This is a genomic window from Streptomyces sp. NPDC053076 (genome assembly GCF_044546845.1).
In the GTDB taxonomy this organism is placed as follows: Bacteria; Actinomycetota; Actinomycetes; order Streptomycetales; family Streptomycetaceae; genus Streptomyces.
The window spans coordinates 13,278-30,196 of the sequence record NZ_JBITZL010000003.1 but is presented as its reverse complement, the minus strand read 5'-3'; the positions used below and the strand labels follow the sequence as shown (position 1 = coordinate 30,196).

General features: G+C 69.2%; 17 protein-coding genes and 1 pseudogene. 9 read left to right on the top strand and 9 right to left on the bottom strand.

Going from position 1 to position 16,919, the window contains the following annotated elements; genetic code table 11:
- Positions 1-54: 54 nt before the first annotated feature.
- Positions 55-459 (top strand): growth inhibitor PemK, encoded by a 405-nt coding sequence (locus ACIGYR_RS13690; RefSeq protein WP_049568093.1) that lies wholly within the window; start codon positions 55-57, stop codon positions 457-459.
- An 86-nt stretch (positions 460-545) separates the two neighbouring features.
- Here ACIGYR_RS13690 and ACIGYR_RS13685 read toward each other — a convergent pair whose 3' ends face one another.
- Positions 546-2,162: a bifunctional 3-(3-hydroxy-phenyl)propionate/3-hydroxycinnamic acid hydroxylase gene (locus ACIGYR_RS13685; protein ID WP_399598733.1), complete on the bottom strand. Its 1,617-nt coding sequence runs from the start codon at positions 2,160-2,162 to the stop codon at positions 546-548.
- A 192-nt stretch (positions 2,163-2,354) separates the two neighbouring features.
- On the opposite strand from ACIGYR_RS13685, the gene ACIGYR_RS13680 reads away from it, so the two are divergent.
- The 8 genes and pseudogenes from ACIGYR_RS13680 to ACIGYR_RS13645 all read left to right on the top strand — a co-directional run.
- Positions 2,355-3,110, top strand: coding sequence for a thioesterase II family protein (locus ACIGYR_RS13680; protein WP_399598731.1), 756 nt, complete (start codon positions 2,355-2,357; stop codon positions 3,108-3,110).
- 53 nt (positions 3,111-3,163) lie between these two features.
- A complete protein-coding gene (locus ACIGYR_RS13675; protein WP_399598729.1) occupies positions 3,164-3,454 on the top strand; it encodes a cation:proton antiporter in 291 nt (96 codons plus the stop codon).
- Positions 3,455-3,602: 148 nt separating this feature from the next.
- Positions 3,603-4,046 carry a type II 3-dehydroquinate dehydratase gene (locus tag ACIGYR_RS13670; RefSeq protein WP_391847787.1) on the top strand — a complete coding sequence of 148 codons (444 nt, stop codon included), beginning with the start codon at positions 3,603-3,605 and terminating at the stop codon, positions 4,044-4,046.
- On the top strand, positions 4,043-4,258 hold the full coding sequence (locus ACIGYR_RS13665) for an alpha/beta fold hydrolase (RefSeq protein ID WP_399598726.1): 216 nt from the start codon (positions 4,043-4,045) through the stop codon (positions 4,256-4,258). The genes ACIGYR_RS13670 and ACIGYR_RS13665 overlap by 4 nt, the downstream gene beginning before the upstream one ends.
- Positions 4,259-4,355: 97 nt before the next feature.
- Positions 4,356-5,714 carry a crotonyl-CoA carboxylase/reductase gene (ccrA, locus tag ACIGYR_RS13660; RefSeq protein WP_391847786.1) on the top strand — a complete coding sequence of 453 codons (1,359 nt, stop codon included), beginning with the start codon at positions 4,356-4,358 and terminating at the stop codon, positions 5,712-5,714.
- 2 nt (positions 5,715-5,716) lie between these two features.
- Positions 5,717-6,754 carry a 3-oxoacyl-ACP synthase III family protein gene (locus ACIGYR_RS13655; protein ID WP_399600191.1) on the top strand — a complete coding sequence of 346 codons (1,038 nt, stop codon included), beginning with the start codon at positions 5,717-5,719 and terminating at the stop codon, positions 6,752-6,754.
- Positions 6,751-7,629: a 3-hydroxybutyryl-CoA dehydrogenase gene (locus tag ACIGYR_RS13650; RefSeq protein ID WP_399598724.1), complete on the top strand. Its 879-nt coding sequence runs from the start codon at positions 6,751-6,753 to the stop codon at positions 7,627-7,629. Before ACIGYR_RS13655 ends, ACIGYR_RS13650 begins: the two co-directional genes overlap by 4 nt.
- Before the next feature lie 221 nt (positions 7,630-7,850).
- A pseudogene (locus tag ACIGYR_RS13645) lies at positions 7,851-8,473 on the top strand (transposase); the annotation flags it as partial.
- A gap of 159 nt (positions 8,474-8,632) precedes the next feature.
- On the opposite strand, the gene ACIGYR_RS13640 reads toward ACIGYR_RS13645, so the two are convergent.
- The 8 genes from ACIGYR_RS13640 to ACIGYR_RS13605 form a co-directional block, all read right to left on the bottom strand.
- Positions 8,633-9,151, bottom strand: a complete 519-nt coding sequence (locus ACIGYR_RS13640) for a MarR family winged helix-turn-helix transcriptional regulator (RefSeq protein ID WP_399598722.1) — start codon at positions 9,149-9,151, stop codon at positions 8,633-8,635.
- Positions 9,152-9,319: 168 nt separating this feature from the next.
- Positions 9,320-10,249 (bottom strand): ROK family protein, encoded by a 930-nt coding sequence (locus ACIGYR_RS13635; protein ID WP_391847783.1) that lies wholly within the window; start codon positions 10,247-10,249, stop codon positions 9,320-9,322.
- Positions 10,250-10,255: 6 nt separating this feature from the next.
- On the bottom strand, positions 10,256-10,954 hold the full coding sequence (locus ACIGYR_RS13630; protein ID WP_399598718.1) for an HAD-IA family hydrolase: 699 nt from the start codon (positions 10,952-10,954) through the stop codon (positions 10,256-10,258).
- Positions 10,951-12,051: a Gfo/Idh/MocA family protein gene (locus tag ACIGYR_RS13625; RefSeq protein WP_399598716.1), complete on the bottom strand. Its 1,101-nt coding sequence runs from the start codon at positions 12,049-12,051 to the stop codon at positions 10,951-10,953. The genes ACIGYR_RS13630 and ACIGYR_RS13625 overlap by 4 nt, the downstream gene beginning before the upstream one ends.
- The gene (rifK, locus tag ACIGYR_RS13620) at positions 12,048-13,208 is read right to left on the bottom strand and encodes a 3-amino-5-hydroxybenzoate synthase (RefSeq protein ID WP_399598713.1); all 1,161 of its coding nucleotides are present in this window, start codon (positions 13,206-13,208) and stop codon (positions 12,048-12,050) included. Before rifK ends, ACIGYR_RS13625 begins: the two co-directional genes overlap by 4 nt.
- Before the next feature lie 221 nt (positions 13,209-13,429).
- Positions 13,430-14,263 (bottom strand): shikimate dehydrogenase family protein, encoded by an 834-nt coding sequence (locus ACIGYR_RS13615; protein ID WP_399598710.1) that lies wholly within the window; start codon positions 14,261-14,263, stop codon positions 13,430-13,432.
- Positions 14,260-15,666 (bottom strand): 3-deoxy-7-phosphoheptulonate synthase, encoded by a 1,407-nt coding sequence (locus ACIGYR_RS13610; protein WP_399598708.1) that lies wholly within the window; start codon positions 15,664-15,666, stop codon positions 14,260-14,262. The genes ACIGYR_RS13615 and ACIGYR_RS13610 overlap by 4 nt, the downstream gene beginning before the upstream one ends.
- Positions 15,663-16,733 (bottom strand): 3-dehydroquinate synthase family protein, encoded by a 1,071-nt coding sequence (locus tag ACIGYR_RS13605; protein WP_399598705.1) that lies wholly within the window; start codon positions 16,731-16,733, stop codon positions 15,663-15,665. The genes ACIGYR_RS13610 and ACIGYR_RS13605 overlap by 4 nt, the downstream gene beginning before the upstream one ends.
- Positions 16,734-16,919: the final 186 nt, after the last annotated feature.

The following is a 16,919-nucleotide window of genomic DNA, read 5'->3' as shown; positions in this document are numbered from 1 at the left end:
CACAGTGCGTCAGGGTCGCGCAGGTTCGCCTGCCGTCCCGTGTCAGGAGGACATGTGCAACGTGGCGAAGTCTGGTGGGTGGGGGGCGACGAGCGGCGACTGTTCGTACTGCTGTCGGGAGATGACGCGTCCGGGATCCGGGCGATGCAGGTCGTCGCGCCGGCGGGCGTCGACATGAGCGGTTTGGGCGTCGAAGTGCGAGTTGGCGCCATGGAAGGGCTGCCCTTTGAGGGCGTGCTGCGGTTCGCCTTCAGGCGTCCAGGTTTTATCCCTTGCACGTGGCTGACCACTGTGTCACGGGATGGCCTGATCGAGCGGGCGGCCGTCCTGTCCTCGGCGAAGCTCAGCGAGATTGACGATGCCCTCCGACTCGCTGAACAACCACAGGAGCAGACCCCGGCAACGACCGCGAAGCTCAGCGAGATGAGGGACGCGCTCCGTCGCGGTGAACTCGGGTAGAAGGAGAAGGAGCCGACGGTGTGGGCGATCTCGGCCAGATGGTCGGCGCTGTCCGGCTGTTGCCTCGGCGCCCCTCACCATCGAGATCACGAACTACGGCTGGAGTATAGGCGGGCCCGCAGGTCGTCCACCAGCGCCGCCGCTGCCCCCATGCCTGAGGCCGCCCCATACACGTGGTAGTCCGGACGGATCAATACCGCGTCGGCCCCGTGGCGAGCCAGGAAAGTGCGGTAGACGCCGCCCACGTCGGCCACCGACATGTTCTGCGGCGTCCCGTCCTCGGGGAGCAGCGTCACCAGGTGCGTACCCAGTTCCGTGAGGAATGCCGACTGTTCCGCGTCGAGGTCGGCGTCCGCGCCCTCTGCCAGCATCAGAACGAAGCCGCGGCCGACCACATCATCGAAAAGGCCCGTGCCTCTAAGGCCGCGTATCTGGCCCTGGGGGACCACCTCGCCCGCCGGGGATATGGGCGACCCGTCCACTCTCCGGTGAAGGAGCCCCTCCGTGAGGGGCAACGCCGGGTCCGGGACCGCCGGACCGCGGCCGCGGCGGCCCGCCAGGATCGTGGAATCGCGCTCGGCCGCAGCCACGGGGTCCGTCACGCAGATCACCCGGCCCAGCTGGACCGAGGACAGAATCGACTTGTGTACCTGCGCGCGGCGTTCCTCTGTGTAGGTGTCGAGAAGCGACTCCGGGGCGAGGCCGCCCACTACCAGGTCCAGCTTCCACACCAGGTTGACGACGTCGCGGATGCCTGAGCACATGCCCTGCCCGGCGAACGGCGGCATCAGATGGGCCGCGTCCCCGGCCAGCAGTACCCGACCGACCCGCCACTGCTCGGCCCAGCGGGACTGGAAGATGTACGTGGTGCTGCGCAGCAGCGTCGCCGTGTCGGGGGTCACCCCGTAGGGAGCGAGAAGCCGCCAGGCAGTTTCCTCCCGGTTCAGGTCCGCGGCACGCTCGCCGGGCAGCCGCATGAACTCCCAGCGCCGATGCCCCGGACCGCTGCCGACCAGGGTGGTAGGCCTGGCAGGGTCACAGATCTGGACGTTGGTGGGGACGAACTCGCCCGGCTCGTGCAGCTGCACATCGCACAGCAGCCACTCGTAGGAAAAGCCGAGATCGGTGACCGGCACATCCAGATGGTCCCGGACGAAGCTGTTGGCACCGTCACAGCCCACCACCCACCTCGCGGTGTACGTCTGGGCTGCGCCGTCCTCGTCCTCGGCCGTCACCACGACCCGGTCGTCTTGCTCCTCGATTCCCACCACCTGGCGGCCCTGTACCACAGTCACTCCAGGCAGCCCGGCTGCCCGCGAGGCCAGCAGTTCCTCGAGGGCGGGCTGGTGCATGGTACTGGCGTCAGGCCACCCGTACGGGCCTTCTGTGCGAAAGACGATGTCGAGGAGGACCTCACCGTCGGCGGAATGCCACTGGTAACCGGTGGCGGGCTCGGTGATCCGGCCGAGGCTCGGGCCCGTCCCGCAGCCGGCGAGCAGCCGTGCCGTCTCGCCGTCGAAGCTGGTCGCCCTGGGCAGGGTGTAGGGGCGTCGGCGCCGTTCCAGGACGATGGTCTGTCGGCCGCGCTGTGCCAGCAGGATCCCGAGAGTGGCCCCGACTGGGCCATTGCCGACGACAATCACGTCCACATCTGTCTCGGGGCTCGCGCTGGCGGGCTGCTTGTGCGGTGACGTCTCGGGCACGGGAAACCCCTCATCGCAGGGTGGCTGGCGCAGGCACAACTGCCGAAATCGGAACGGCGCAAGACTAACAATCCGTAACGGAGTTTGGGCCGCTCGAGGCCTTGGGACTATCAGATCTGGGGATACGCGGTTCCACCCGTACGAACCTAGGCTTCCGATATCCCCTCACCAACCACGAGGAGCTCGTCCGGCATGCATCAAGCAACGGCGCAGTTCGAGAAATGGGTGAGTGTCTCGCACCCCGCGCCGCAGAGCAATGTGCGGCTTGCGTGCCTTCCGTACGCGGGCGGCTCTGCAAGCTTCTTCTTCCCGGTGTCCAAGGCTCTGCACCCAACCGTGGAGGTGTTGGCCCTCCAGTACCCAGGTCGGCAGACCCGGCTCCACGAACCGAGGATCGACAACGTCCCCGAGTTCGCGGACCAGATCTTCGCCGCGCTGCGGCACCTGGACGACAAGCCACTGGCCCTGTTCGGCCACAGCATGGGCGCTGTCCTCGCGTACGAGGTGGCGCTGCGCATGCAGGACGCCGGGCTGCCTGCACCAGTACGGCTGTTCGCGTCCGGTCGGCGGGCACCGTCCCGCTATCGCGACGAGCGGATGCATACGGCGACCGACGCTGAACTCGTGGCCGAGCTCAGGAAGCTCAGCGGAACCAACGAGATGCTGCTCGGCGACCCGGACGTGCTGGCGATGATCCTGCCGGCCATCCGCAGCGACTACACCGCCATTGAACGGTACCGGCACGAGCCCGGCCGACGCCTCGACTGCCCGGTGACCGTGCTCACCGGAGACAGCGACCCCCGGGTCTCCCTTGATGAGGCCGAGGCATGGGCCGAGCACACCACCGGGGCGAGTGAAACGGAGGTCTTCCGGGGCGGCCACTTCTTCCTCGTAGACCGCGTAGCCGAGGTCATCGGCCTGGTGGCCCGGCGGCTGGGGCCGTTCTGAAAGACCTCCGCGACGTCGCGGCACCTGACACCCTTCCCCGCTGCCTCAAGTGCATGCGAGGAATCCCCAACTCACCGAAGCGACTGATCCTCTCGGCCGGGGTGCTGGGCGACCTGGCGGGCTGGTTTCTGCTGTCCGTCGTCTCAGCGATGGCCACCGTCGGGCTGACCGCCGGTGTCATCGCCACCGCCATCCTCTACCCAGTGGGCGTGGTGCTCTTCGCGGCGGTGATCGGCCGCCCGCTGGTACGGACCGTACTGCGGTGGGCCGACCGCTCCGAGAGCGCCATTCCCACGGTCGCCGCAGCCGTCGCCCTGGTTGTGTTCAGCTCGGCGGCCACCTGATGGCGCCGCCCATCCTGCGGTACGCGATGGCCCACGTCGAGGAGACCGCCGGGACCATGCTCGGAATGGACACCCTGACAGCCGCCCCCGATGGGGCCCCGGACCACGGACCGGATGCGGTTCGGACCTTTGAACGGTGAGGTGACACATGAGCACGATGCTCCTACTGAACGGTCCCAACCTCGGCATCCTGGGCCGCCGCGAGCCCAAGATCTACGGCACCGACACCCTGGCCGACATCGAGCAGGCGGTCGCCAACGAGGTGAGCGGGCAGGGCTGGAAGGTCCTGTCCCTCCAGCGGGAGTCGGAGGGCGATCTGGTGAGCGCTGTCCACGAGCACGGGCCCGACAGCGTCGGCGCCGTGGTCAACCCTGGCGCCCTGATGATCGCCGGCTGGAGCCTGCGGGACGCGCTCGCGAGCTACGAGCACCCGTGGATCGAGGTACACCTCAGCAACGTGTGGGCGCGGGAGCAGTTCCGGCACGAATCGATCATCGCCCCGTTGGCCTCCGGCGTCGTGGTAGGCCTCGGAGCGTTCGGCTACCGCCTGGCGGCCCGAGCCCTACTGCACGTAACCGGCGCGGTCCGATGACCAAGCCGACGCCGGACCGGCGCGCCGCCAGCGCGGACATCACTGTGCCGTGCCGCGTGGTCTCTTTCGCTCAAGACCTGGTCGCCCCGCCCGTATACGGCCGCGAGCTCGCCGGCACGATCCCCGGCGCCACGTTCGAGGTCGTCAACGACGCGGGGCACTCCGGGTACCTGGAAGCCCGCGATGAGCGCGCCGCCCCTCGACGCCCGTAGACGGCAGCAGATGGGTCCTGTACGCCGGGTGAGGGCCGAGCCCGACACAGAAAAACCGATCGTTTCACCAGCCTCACATGGCTTGACGAGGAGCCCGATGATGTCACTCTCCGATGCAATACGTGCCGGTGCCGGCCCGCAGGAACTGGCCGCCGCGGAAGTACCGGCGGAGTTCCTCGCCGCGCACCTGCGGATCGAGGACGAGAAGACCTTCGAGGGGATCGAAGGCGACCGCGACGTGCGCAAGACCCTCCACGTGGGCACGGTGCCGATGCCGGAACTCGCGCCCGACGAGGTGCTGATAGCCGTCATGGCCAGCGCCATCAACTACAACACGGTCTGGTCCGCGACCTTCGAACCGTTGTCGACCTTCGGCTTCCTCCAGGCATACGGGCGCCAGGGCGGCTGGGCGAAGCGGCATGACCAGCCCTTCCACGTCCTCGGCTCGGACGCCGCCGGAGTGATCGTCCGCGCCGGTTCCGGCGTGCGGCGCTGGCGGGTCGGTGACCACGTGCTGGTCAACGCGGCCTGTGTCGACGACCAGGAGGCGTCCGTCCAGGCCGACGGGATGCTCAGCGAGAACCAGCTCGCCTGGGGCTTCGAGACCAACTACGGCGGCCTCGCCCACTACACCATCGCCCGGGCCAGCCAGTTGATCCCCAAGCCGGCACACCTGACCTGGGAGGAGGCCGCCTCGGTCCCGGCCTGTGCCGGAACCGCGTACCGGATGCTGGTCAGCGACCGCGGCGCACGGATGAAGCAGGGGGACGTGGTCCTGATCTGGGGCGCGTCCGGCGGACTGGGAGCCTACGCCGTTCAGTTGGTGAAGAACGGCGGCGGCATCGCTGTCGGAGTCGTCGGCTCCGAGGACAAGGCGCGAGTGGCGCGCGCCCTCGGCTGTGACCTGGTGATCAACCGTGAGGAGTACGGCTTCGGCAGTGACGCCGGCGACGAGCCGGCGGTCGCGGTGGCGCAGGGAAAGCGGCTGGGCCGGCTCATCCGTGACGGCGTGGGCGAGGATCCGCACATTGTCTTCGACCACGTGGGCAAATCCACCTTCGGTATCTCGGTGTTCCTGGCGCGGCGCGGAGGCACCGTGGTGACCTGCGGTTCGAGCACCGGCTACGAGCACCGGTTCGACAACCGCTATCTGTGGATGCGGCTCAAGCGCATCATCGGCAGCCACGTGGCGAACCTCCAGGAACAGGTCGACACCGCACGACTGTTCGACCAGGGATCGCTGGTGCCCGCACTGACCTCGCTGTTCACGTTGGAGGAGGCCGGCGCGGCGACCCGGCTGGTGCAGCTCAACCAGCACATCGGCAAGGTGGGCGTGCTCTGCCTGGCCGACCGTCCGGGCCTGGGTGTGACCGACCCCGAGCGGCGCGCCCGGATCGGCGAGGACCGACTGACCCTGATGCGCGCGTACGCGCACGACAGCGTGCGGGCGGCGTGACCATGGAAAGGGAACAGGGGTACGTCATATCCGTGCTGGGGACCGGCTCCTACCTGCCCGAACGGGTGGTGACCAACGAGGAGATCGAGGCCCGGGTACCCGGTGCCTCCGCCGAGTGGATCGCCGACCGGACCGCCATCGTCGAACGGCGGTACGCGGCACCGGACGAGGCAGCGTCCGACCTCGCCGTCCATGCCGCGCGCGCCGCCTTGGACCAGGCCGGACTGGACGCGGACGGCATCGACTTCATCATCGTCGCCACGACGACCGGTGACGCCCCGATCCCCTCCACCGCGTCACTGGTGCAACTGGCGCTCGGCGCCCACCGGGTCGCCTGTTTCGACGTCAACATCGCCTGCACCGGGTTCGTCACCGCGCTGTCCATCGCCCGGGCGTACGTGGCGCTGGACCCGACGACGAAGGTCCTGGTCATCGGCACCGACGTGTGGACCCGGTTCATCGACTTCGACAACCGGGCGACCAGTGTTCTGTTCGGGGACGGAGCCGGGGCCGTGGTCATCGGCTCCGTCCCGCATGCGCCCGGCGATCCGGAACGCGGCCTGCTCAACGTCGAGTTGGAGAGCCGGGCCGAGGCCCACGAACTGATCAGCATGCCGGCCGGGGGCAGCCGCCGTCCCGCCTCCGTCGAGACGGTCGCGGACGGTGGCCACCTGCTGAGCATGCAAGGCCGGGGGGTGCGCGACTTCGTCCTGGACAACGTCCCCGGCCTCATCGCCGGGCTGCTCAAGCACTCCGGCTACGAACCGGCCGACGTGCAGCACTTCGTGCCGCACCAGGCCAATGGCCGGCTGGTGGCGGAACTGGCCGAGGTCAGTGGTCTGGAGCGGGCAGACACCCATCTGCCGTTGCGTCACAGCGGCAACCTCGGTTCCGCGTCGGTGCCGGTCGCACTTGACGCGGCCAACCGTTCCGGCGTGCTACGGGACGGCGATCTGGTGCTCCTGGCGGGCTTCGGCGCGGGTATGGCGGCCGGTGCCGCCCTGCTGCGCTGGACCGTGACCGAGGGCGGGACTCGATGAGGACGACGGTGGAACGACTGGGCGTGATCGGTGGCGGGACGATGGGCGCCGGCATTGCCGAGGTGAGCCTGCGCGCCGGGGTGGAGGTGACGGTCCTGGTCTCCGCCCCGCATCGGATCGAGGACGCGGTCGGACGGCTGACGGCCTCGTTCGCCCGCGCGGTGACCAAGGGCCGGATGACGGTGCCGGAACAGGCGGCGGCCATGGCCCGGTTGCGGGTCACCGCCGATGTCGAGAACCTCGCGGACCGGCAGTTCGTCGTGGAGGCCGTGACCGAGAGACTCGATGTGAAACGACGGGTGTTCAAGGCGGTGGACGGGGTGCTGGCCGACCCTGCGGCCGTCCTGGCCTCGACGACCTCGAGCCTGCTGGTCGGCGATCTGGCGGAGGCCACCGGTAGAGCCGGGTCCGTGGTGGGAATGCACTTCTTCAATCCCGTACCGCTGATGCCCCTGGTCGAGGTGGTGGTGACGGACCGCACCTCGCAACAGTGCGCCGCGTCGGCCGAGTCCTTCGCCAGGGACACCCTCGGCAAGGAGGTGATCCGCGCCGCGGACCGAAGCGGGTTCGTGGTCAACGCCCTGCTCGTGCCGTATCTGATGGCGGCGGTCAGGATGTACGACCAGGGCATCGCCGACGCTGACGACATCGACCGGGGAATGGTGCTGGGCTGCGGACATCCCATGGGCCCGCTCGCGCTGCTCGATCTGATCGGGATCGACACGATCACCGACGTGGCCCGCTCGATGGCGGAGAACTCCGAGGACCTGGTCCCCGAGCTGCCCCCTTTGCTCACCTGGATGGTCCGGGAGGGCAGACTGGGCCGCAAGACGGGCCACGGCTTCCACCGGTACGACGAGTCCTCCGGATCCTGACCCGACGACCGACCCGATCACGGTCCGGCCGGGCACGACCTGACCGACTGCCACCAGCCTCCCTGTTTCGCTTCGGATGGCTGAGCTGGAGTGATGGCTGTGGAGTGGGGTGTCTGATCATTGCTGCGTCGAGGCCCGACGCGCGGGTCGGTTTCTCCTGCGGGCTGAAGGGTCTGCCGCTCGGATTCGGTGGTGACGCAGAGTCGTGAGGAATCGTTGACATTCGCGTGATGGATGTCAACGAGCTTGTGCAGACGATGTTTTCAGGACTGTCCCCGCTGGTCATCGAGGATGTGCTCGACGAGGACGAGCGGATCGTGGTGCGGGCACGGACTGGGCAGGACACCGCAGTCTGCCCGTCGTGTGGAGCATCGTCGGGACGCGTGCACGGCTATCACTGGCGAACGGTGGCTGACATACCGGTCGACGGTCGGCGGGTGGTGGTCCGCGTACGGGTGCGGCGCCTGGTGTGCCCCACGCGCGGCTGCCGCCACACCTTCCGCGAGCAGGTACCCGGAGTCCTGGAGCGGTACCAGCGCCGCACCACCCGGCTGACCATCCAATCCCGTTGCCCACCGGCCGGGTGCCCCGCGTGATCGGCGTCGATGACTTCGCTCTGCGCCGGCGCCATCGCTACGCCACCGTGGTGATCGACGCCGAGACGTACGAGCGGCTCGACGTGCTGCCCGACCGCACCGCCGACACCCTGGAGGCATGGTTGCGCGAGCATCCAGGCGTCGACGTCGTGTGCCGTGACGGCTCGGCCACCTATGCGGAGGCCATCCGCCGCGCCCTGCCCGACGCGGTCCAGGTCGCCGACCGGTGGCATGGCTGGCACAACATTCCGCACGGCGACTCGCCCGGATGCTCCTGACCAGGCCCGGCAACCTCAAGGCCGAGCAACACGAGCTACTGATTCACCCTCTCATACAGCAACGGCCCCACCGAGGGCGTCGACACCAAGACCAAGCGGCCGTTAAGTTGACACACCCACGCAGCACTTCTAGCGCAGCCAGGGAAGGTCGGCACCCGCTTTGTCCGTCTGGAGTCCATCGGTGACGATCTGCATGATCGCGCCGAGGGACTCCTGCTGCTGGGGGGTGAGCCGGTCGAACAGGGCATGCTGCACTGCTGTCGCATAGCCCGGAGCGGTCCGCCTGAGGACCTCCAGGCCCTCCTCTGTGAGCACCGTGAACTTGCCGCGCTTGCCGGAGGGAGCTTCCTCGCGCCGTACCAAGCCGTTCTTCTCCAAACGTGCGACGGCGTGTGAGAGCCGGGGCCTGGTGATCTTCGCGTGCATCGCCAGCTCCGTCATCTGCAGCCGCTGGTGAGGGGACTCTGCGAGGTTCACCAGGAGCCTGTAATAGCAATGAGGCATATTCACCGTACGCTGCAGCTGGCGGTCCATGTGGTCTTCGAGGAGCATGGCCGCGTGGACATAGGAGCGCCAGATACGTTGCTGCTCATCGGTGAGCCATCGGAGCTTTGCGGTGGATGAGTATGCCTTCCTCGTATCCTTCACTTTAATGCACAGACTCCTTGAATATTTAATGAATTCATACACCTTTCCCCAACGTCTTTTTAGTCCCCTATGAGCCTCGGCGGTCCATCGGGGCAGAGTTCAGTCGGTTCGACTCCGTGAACGGCTGCGACGCAGCGGGTGCCTCCACAGAGCCGGAAGCAGGGCAACCTACAGCAGCGGTACGGCTCCGTCGGTGACGGCTCGGGCAAGGAGGATCGCGCCCTGGAGGGAGGAAAGGCCACCAAGGCGCGCCGGAGCGACCGGTGGGGCAGGGCGGCCTGGACGCGAGAGGGATGTCAGGTGGGTCGCTATGCGGTCGACCAGGTTGTCGATGCCTGCCGCGAATCCGCCTCCGATCACAGCGAGGCTGGGGTGGAGCAGTTCGGTGACCCCCATGATGGCAGTGGCCAGGGCCCGGCAGGTGTCGTCGATCGCGGCTGTAGCCCACGGGCGGGCGGTACGGAGTGCTTCGCGCAGCTCTTCGTAGGTGACCGGCTCGCCGTGGAGCTCGCCGGCCCGGGCCAGAGTGGCCGGCCCCGAAGCTATCGCCTGGAGGCAGCCCTGGCGGCCGCAGACACACACGGGGCCGCCCAACTCGACGACCATATGGCCCAGTTCGAAGGAGCCGCGACCCGGGCCGGGGCACAGGCGGCCCCCCAGGACCAGGCCGCCGCCGATGCCGGTACCGACGCCGACGTAGAGCAGATTGGCGCAGTCGGCCGCCGCGGCCTCGGCGAGGGCGGCCACGTCGCCGTCGTCCGCCCATGCGACGGCCGCTCCGGGCACGAGGGCGCGTAGCGCGGGGCCCAGGGCGAGGCCGGTCCATGACGGTCGGCTGGGCCAGGAGGTGACCTGCTCGTCCGGGCCGACCGTGGCGGGGACGGCGACCCCGGCGGCCTGGAAACCATCGCCTGTGCGGGCCGCTAGGGTGGTGATGCCGTCCGACAGCAGGGCAAGGTCGCTGTCCGGTCCATCTTCGTGGTGCGGCCAGGAGAACGTGTGCTCCTCGGTACGGCCGTCCGCTGACTCGGCGCGCAGGACGACCTTTGTGCCCCCTATGTCGATGCCCAGATGCCACGACGGCGGTGAGGCTGTCATTCCGTCTCAGTGGCCGGGGACGGCCGGGCAGAGGCCGAGCAGGTCGGCGGGCCGTTGCAGGACGATGTCAGGGCCGGCGGCGAGCAGTCCGATCTCGTCGTGGCAGCCCCACAGTGCGGCTGCGGCGGTGACGTCGGCGCCGTGGGCGCTGGCCAGGTCGGTGGGGGCGTCGCCGATCATGATGGCCCGGTCTGCGGGAACGTTGAGGAGTTCGAGCGCGCGTCTGACGATGTCGGGGGCGGGCTTGGGCCGGGGCACCTCGTCGGAGCCGATGACGTGGGCGAAGTACGGAAGCAGGCCGAGGACGTCGAGCAGGGACCGGGCGCGCTCGCCTGCCTTGCCGGTGGCGATGGCTAGCCGGAGGCCGCGCTCGTTCAGCATCCTCAGCACATCGGCAACACCGTCGTACACCTGAACGTGGTGGGCGAGCCGGTAGCTCTCACGGACGAAGGGCTCCTCCATCTCCAGCGGAAGGCCCATGATCCGCATGATGTCGGGAAAGTAGCGGCCCTGATGGCGCTGGTACTCCTCGAAGGGCGCCTCGCCTGGGCCGACGACCTCGGCGTAGGCGAGGGAGAAGGCCTCACCCATCACCGCGAAGCTGTCGACGACGACTCCGTCGAGATCGAAGATGACTGCTTGTCTGGAGACTGGGGAGTGCTGTTCGGAGGTCGTTGCCGCGTGGTGTTCTGACCCTGTGGTCATGCGGTCCTCACCCCCTTGTGGGGGGTGAATCGGGGCGCGTGGTCCGCAGGTCGAGCGGCCCGGGCCGATGCGTAGAAGCTTTCGACCAGCTGGACGGTGTTACGGGCCTGGGCGACGGCCACGCCGCGTCGGCCTGGGTCGGCCAGGAGCCCGGCGAGGCCGTCGAGCTGGCGTCCGTACTCGATGCCGATCGGCTCGGCGGGCAGCGGGATCTGCTGTGTGATGCCTTCCCGGGTGAGGGTCAGCACCCGTTCGGGGGCCCGGTTGGGACTGAAGCCGAAGGTGCAGTGCAGCCGTGCCGTTCCATTGCTGCCCTCGACGGTGATGACGGAGGCGTCCAGCGCCTCGTGCGAAGCCCAGCTGGCTTGTAGCGAGACCGAGATCCCGTCCTCGCGGAGCAGGAAGCCTCGGGCGGTGTCCTCGACGTTGCCGGCCGGGACGTCGGTGGGCTGGTCCTCGCGCCAGGTAGCGGACCAGGCACTGCTGCTGACGAAGTCGTCGGAGACCGAGCCGATCACTTGGGTGACGGGGGCGGGGCCGAGGAGGTAGGTGAGGACGTCGAGCAGGTGCCAGCCGAGGTCGACGAGTACACCGCCACCGGACTTGCTGCGCTGGGTGAACCAGCCGCCGGGCTGTGGCACGCCGCGCGCCCTGACCCAGGCCAGGGTGACATGGCGGATCCGGCCAACCTGGGGCAGCAGCCCGGCGAGCTTTTGGACGTCGCCGCGGTGGGCGGCGGCGCTGCCGGCGAGCAGTATGCCGCCGTTCTGTTCGGCCGCGGCGAGGGCGTCGGCCTCGGCGGTGGTCAGGCAGACCGGCTTCTCCAGGAAGACGGAGATCCTGCGGCGGAGCAGGGCGGCCGCTACCTCGGCGTGCAGATGGTTGGGTACCGCGACGAAGGCGATGTCGACCGTGCGGGGGGCGAGGGCGTCGATGGTGGTATGGGCGGGCAGGCCCATCGCTACGGCGGCTGCCCGGGAGGCCGGGTCGGGGTCGACGGCGGCGACCACCTCGAAGTCCTTGTGCTCGCTCAGCAGTCTGAGCCACAGCTCGCGGCCTGCCCAGCCGAGCCCGACGACGGCAGCGCGGACCTTCATCGTGCGGCCACCGCGTCGGCGATGATCTCGGCCGTGGTGTGGAGGGCTTCCTCGGAGGCGAGCAGCACCCGGTGGTGCAGCCAGATGCAGTCGGTGCTGATCGCCTCCGTGTGAGGGCAGCTTGCGGCGAGCCTGTCGACGGTGGTGTCGGGCGCGGCCGTCTCCCAGAACGCTTCGGTGCGGTAGATCGCCCGGAAGGCGGCGAAGGCAGGCAGCCCGGCCCCGACGAGCGTGTCGACGAGGGCGTTGCGGCCCTCCTCGGAGATGCCGGGGATCCGGAACATGGCCATGTAGTGGGAGTTCCGGTCGGCGCGCGCATCGCCCCCCTGGGGTACGACTCCGTCGATCTCGCCGAGCAGCCGGGACAGCAGTGTCCAGCGCTGTTCGCGCAGCGTGAGCTGGGCGTCGAGGCGGCTCAGCTGGGCGCGGAGCACGGACGCGGAAAATTCGTTGAGCCGCATGTTGGTGCCGGCAGTCTGGTGCATGTAGCGGCGGTCGGTGCGCGGCCGGCCACAGCTGTGCCGCAGGAAGGCGGCCTCGTACGTCTCCTCGTCGGGGAAAAGCAGTGCACCACCCTCGCCGGCGGTCATCAGCTTGCCGTTCTGGAAGCTGAACGCGGCGACCGTACCCAACTCGCCCACCCGCTTGCCCTGCCAGCGGGCACCGTGCGCGTGGGCAGCGTCCTGCAGCAGGGGCACGCCGGTGTCCGCGGAAAGCTTGTCGAGCGCGTCCATGTCAGCGATGAGCCCCGCCATGTGCACGGGCATGATCACCCTGGTGCGAGGGGTGACGGCGGACGCCGCGGCAGCCACGTCGATGTTGTACGTGTCGAGATCGACGTCGACGGGGACGGCGACCGCACCGAGCCGCTGAGCGGCCTGGGACGAGGAGATGAAGGTGAAGGCCGGCACGATGACCTCCGTGCCCGGACCGACACCCAGACACTGCAGCGCCAGCTCCAGGGCATGGGTGCCGTTGGTGACGGCCAAAGCATGCGGGGCACCATGGAAGTCGGCGAACTCACTCTCGAAGGAGTCCACCTCCGACCCGCCCATGCGCCACCACTGACCCTGCTCCAGGGCCCGGATCAGGCCGGTGCGCTCGCCGTCGTCGTACTGCGGCCAGGAGGGAAACTCTGGTGCCGGTCGCGCGTTCATGTATCTCCAAATCTCCACTTCGGACACTTCTCGGCCGATGGCCGACGGACGGCATAAAGCGGGCGGGGCACGCGGCCGACCGGAGGTTCCACCTCGAGGATCAGACCCAAGAGTGCGACTTTCACGGTAGGCACCGCGCTCACCACCCCACATCCCCCGGTCTGGTAGCCGTCTGTCGGGGTGTGGGTCGGCTGGACGTGGGATCGTGGCGGGTGTGTGCGTCAGCCGGTCCTGGGTGCGCTCAGGCCGAAGAATGCGCAGTAGGACTCCACTTGACCGTTCAGCATGTGGATGCCGTGGTGGACGTGGTGGCCGAGGGCGGCGGCCTGCCGCAGCAGGGGCGTCTCGTGGGGTTTCATGATGATGTCGCCCACCACCGCTGCGGGCGGGAGGGCTTCGGGCTGGAACGGCAGTGGGTCGCTGGATCGCAGTCCGAGCGGGGTCGCGTTGACCGCGAGGTCGCTCTCATACAGGGGCAGTTCGGCGACGGCGTGGATTCGGCCGGGCCAGTACGTGGCGAGTCGGCCGACAAGCGTCTCCAGTTTGGGCAGGTCCGGGTCGGTCACGGCGATCCGGTCCGCGCCAGCCGTCAGCAGCGCGGACGCGATGGCGCTGCCCGCCCCGCCGGCCCCGGCGAGCGCGACCCGCTTGCCTCGTATCTCATGCCCGGCGCGGGCGAGGCCAGTCACGAAACCGGAACCGTCGAAGTTCTCAGCGAGCCACCTGCCGTCGGTCTCGCGGCGCAGCACGTTGGCCGTTCCGGCGATCTTGACGGTATGGCTTTGCCGGTCGGCGAGCTGGGCGGCGTGCGTCTTGTGTGGGACGGTGACGAAGATGCCGTCGAGGTTACCGATCCGCTGCAGGCCGTGTATGACCCGTTCCAGATCGCCAGGGTGGACCTGTACCGGCACCAGCACCGCGTCGACGCCCTGTTCGGCGAAGAGCGGGTTGAGCAGGCCGGGGGACTGGACCTGCTCGACCGGGTCGCCGATCACCACGTACAAGCGGGTGGTGCCGCTGATCGGGGCCTGCGGCGGGGTGGCGGTGTTGGTCATCGCGGGTTCCTGGGGCCGGCAGAGGTGACCTGCTGGGCAGCCGGCCGGATGGCCTCTGCGAGCAAATCGGCAACGGTGAAGGCCAGTTCCATAGACTGTTCCTCATTCAGGCGAGGGTCGCAGGCGGTACGGTAGCGGGCCGACAGGTCAGCCTCACCGAGGCCGCGGGCCCCGCCCAGGCACTCGGTGACGTCCTCGCCGGTCGCCTCCAAGTGGAGGCCGCCGGGGTGAGTGCCGAGGGTGCGGTGGACGTCGAAGAAGCCGTTGATCTCCGCGACGATGTCGTCGAAGTGGCGGGTCTTGCGGCCATCCGGCGTCGTGCGGGAGTTGCCGTGCATCGCGTCGCACTGCCATACCACCTGGTGGCCGGTGGAGGTGACCTTCTCCACGATCGGCGGCAGCACCTCGCGGACCTGGGAGTGGCCCATCCTGCTGATCAACGTCAGCCGCCCGGGCGTGGCATAGGGGTCGAGCCTGCGGACGTACTCGACGGCTTCTTCCGGGGTTGTGCTGGGACCGATTTTCACCCCGATGGGGTTGGCGAGCAGTTCGGCGACGGCGAGGTGCGCGTCGCCGAGGCCTCGCGTGCGCTCGCCGATCCAGAGGAAGTGGGCGAGTGGGCTGACGAGCAGTGGTTCCGGACCGATGGTGAACCCGGCTGTGTGGAGCGGGGCGCATTCGTAATCGAGCAAGAGCATCTCGTGGCCCACATAGAGCTGTTCGCTGCTCGGGCCCGGATCGCGGCCGATCTCTTCGGCGGTGCGGACGAAGCGGCCGCCGCCGGGGGTGCCTTGCAGGTACGAGGGGAGGCCGGTGTGCGGGTTCGCCGGCTCCTGTGCGTACGCCCGGCGGGCGAGCGTCATCGCGCGAGCCGCGTGCCCGTGGGCGCGCAGCATCCTGTCCGGGTCACACGTGCGTGCGGCAAGGGTGCGTTCGGCGGAGTTGACCATGTCACCCCGGTAGACCGGCAAGCCGTCCGCGTCGACGGACTGTGAGCGCGGCTTCGCGTACTGTCCGGCCATACGGGCGAGGGGAACCACCGGCAGCCCGGCGGCGTGGGCAAGGTGCAGCGACATACGCTTCAGGAGACCGAGGTTGGCTCGCAGGTGCGATTCGGTGGTCTCGGCGAAGGTTTCCGCGCAGTCCCCGCTCTGCAGCAGGAACGCCTGGCCGCGGGCGACCGCCGCGAGCTGCTCGGAGAGCTGCGCCGTCTCGGACTCGGCCACGATCGGGGGCGCGGTGCGCAGCAGTTCCACTGCTGTCCGGGCCCGGGCCGGGTCCGGCCACTCGGGCTGCTGCGCCGCAGGTCTGTCCAGGGCCGCGGCGAGGCGGTCCGCGAGCGTCGGCTCCCGCGTGTTCCCGCCCCGGACCGCGCCGTGCGCTGCCTCTGATGAGCGCGTCATGCCAGCGGGGCTCCCGTTCCATGGAAGCCTGCCGGCTGGATGAGTTGCCCGAGTGGCTGCCGTGGCATGCGCTCCAGGACCTCGGCGACGACCTGTTCGGACACGTCGTGGACCAGCTCCGCTCCCCCGGGCCCGTCGAGGACGAAGGCGAGGCCGGTGAGCGCCTTCTTGTCCCGGCGCATCAGGCGGATCAGCTCGGCCGTCTCGATCCCCTCGGGCAGCGCGGTGGGCAGGCCGTAGAACTCGACGACCTCCCGGTGCTCCGCCACCCGCTCGGGACCGATGCGGTCCAGGGCCCCGGCGAGCAGGCCCGCGAAGATCGTGCCGATCGCGACGGCCTCGCCGTGCCGGAGCGCAAAACCGCCGGCCAGCTCCAGGGCGTGGCCCAGGGTGTGGCCGTAGTTGAGGATGTGTCGCAGGCCGGTGTCCCGCTCGTCGGCCGAGACGACGCCGGCCTTCAGCCTCACACTGGCGGCGATGCGCTCCGCGAGGCCGAGCCCGCGCAGGTCACCGGCACCGATGAAGTGGCAGCGGGCGATCTCACCCAGGCCGTTGAGCATCTCCCGCCGGGGCAGGGTGGACAGGTAGTCGGTGTCGCACAGCACGGCGGCGGGCTGCCAGTAGGCGCCCACCAGGTTCTTACCAGAGGGCAGGTTGACCGCCGTCTTGCCGCCGACACTCGCGTCGACTTGGGCCAGCAGCGTGGTCGGCAGATGTACCACCGGCACGCCCCGGTGGTACAGGGCGGCGGCCAGGCCGACGACGTCGGTGGTGGTTCCGCCCCCGCAGGAGACGACCGCGTCGTTGCGTGTGAGGCCGAAGCGTACGAACTCCGCGCACAGCGCCTCGACGGTGGCGAGGTTCTTGTCCGGCTCACCGTCCCGGGCGGGCAGCAGCACGGTCTCCACTCCCGTGTCAGGCACCCATTCCGCGGGCCGGGCTGACACGACGGCGACCCGCCGGGCGCCGAGGCCCTGGATCACTTCGGCCAGCATGGAACGCACCCCAGGGCCGATCAGCACATCGTAGGAACGCTCGCCTATGTGGACCGGTATCTGTTCTCTCACTCCGCCTCACTCTGTCTTGTGGAAGCCGGTGGTGCGCCGGGGCGGCCACCCCGCCGGGGTATTCAGGAGACGGTCCGCCGTCTGAACCCTGGGCACGACCGAGGCCGCTGCTGACCAGAGGTCCGGCTGTGCACGGCGGGGTCGGCTGAAGCTTTCGCGAGCATCTCCGGCCTTTCCGCAAGCGGT

Excerpts from the sequence above, each read along its gene's own strand:
- ACIGYR_RS13680 (WP_399598731.1), top strand. The coding sequence starts at position 2,355 with ATGCATCAAGCAACGGCGCAGTTCGAGAAATGGGTGAGTGTCTCGCAC.
- ACIGYR_RS13675 (WP_399598729.1), top strand. The coding sequence starts at position 3,164 with ATGCGAGGAATCCCCAACTCACCGAAGCGACTGATCCTCTCGGCCGGG.
- ACIGYR_RS13670 (WP_391847787.1), top strand. The coding sequence starts at position 3,603 with ATGAGCACGATGCTCCTACTGAACGGTCCCAACCTCGGCATCCTGGGC.
- ACIGYR_RS13665 (WP_399598726.1), top strand. The coding sequence starts at position 4,043 with ATGACCAAGCCGACGCCGGACCGGCGCGCCGCCAGCGCGGACATCACT.
- ccrA (WP_391847786.1), top strand. The coding sequence starts at position 4,356 with ATGATGTCACTCTCCGATGCAATACGTGCCGGTGCCGGCCCGCAGGAA.
- ACIGYR_RS13655 (WP_399600191.1), top strand. The coding sequence starts at position 5,717 with ATGGAAAGGGAACAGGGGTACGTCATATCCGTGCTGGGGACCGGCTCC.
- ACIGYR_RS13650 (WP_399598724.1), top strand. The coding sequence starts at position 6,751 with ATGAGGACGACGGTGGAACGACTGGGCGTGATCGGTGGCGGGACGATG.
- ACIGYR_RS13635 (WP_391847783.1), bottom strand. The coding sequence starts at position 10,249 with ATGACAGCCTCACCGCCGTCGTGGCATCTGGGCATCGACATAGGGGGC.
- ACIGYR_RS13630 (WP_399598718.1), bottom strand. The coding sequence starts at position 10,954 with ATGACCACAGGGTCAGAACACCACGCGGCAACGACCTCCGAACAGCAC.
- ACIGYR_RS13625 (WP_399598716.1), bottom strand. The coding sequence starts at position 12,051 with ATGAAGGTCCGCGCTGCCGTCGTCGGGCTCGGCTGGGCAGGCCGCGAG.
- rifK (WP_399598713.1), bottom strand. The coding sequence starts at position 13,208 with ATGAACGCGCGACCGGCACCAGAGTTTCCCTCCTGGCCGCAGTACGAC.
- ACIGYR_RS13615 (WP_399598710.1), bottom strand. The coding sequence starts at position 14,263 with ATGACCAACACCGCCACCCCGCCGCAGGCCCCGATCAGCGGCACCACC.
- ACIGYR_RS13610 (WP_399598708.1), bottom strand. The coding sequence starts at position 15,666 with ATGACGCGCTCATCAGAGGCAGCGCACGGCGCGGTCCGGGGCGGGAAC.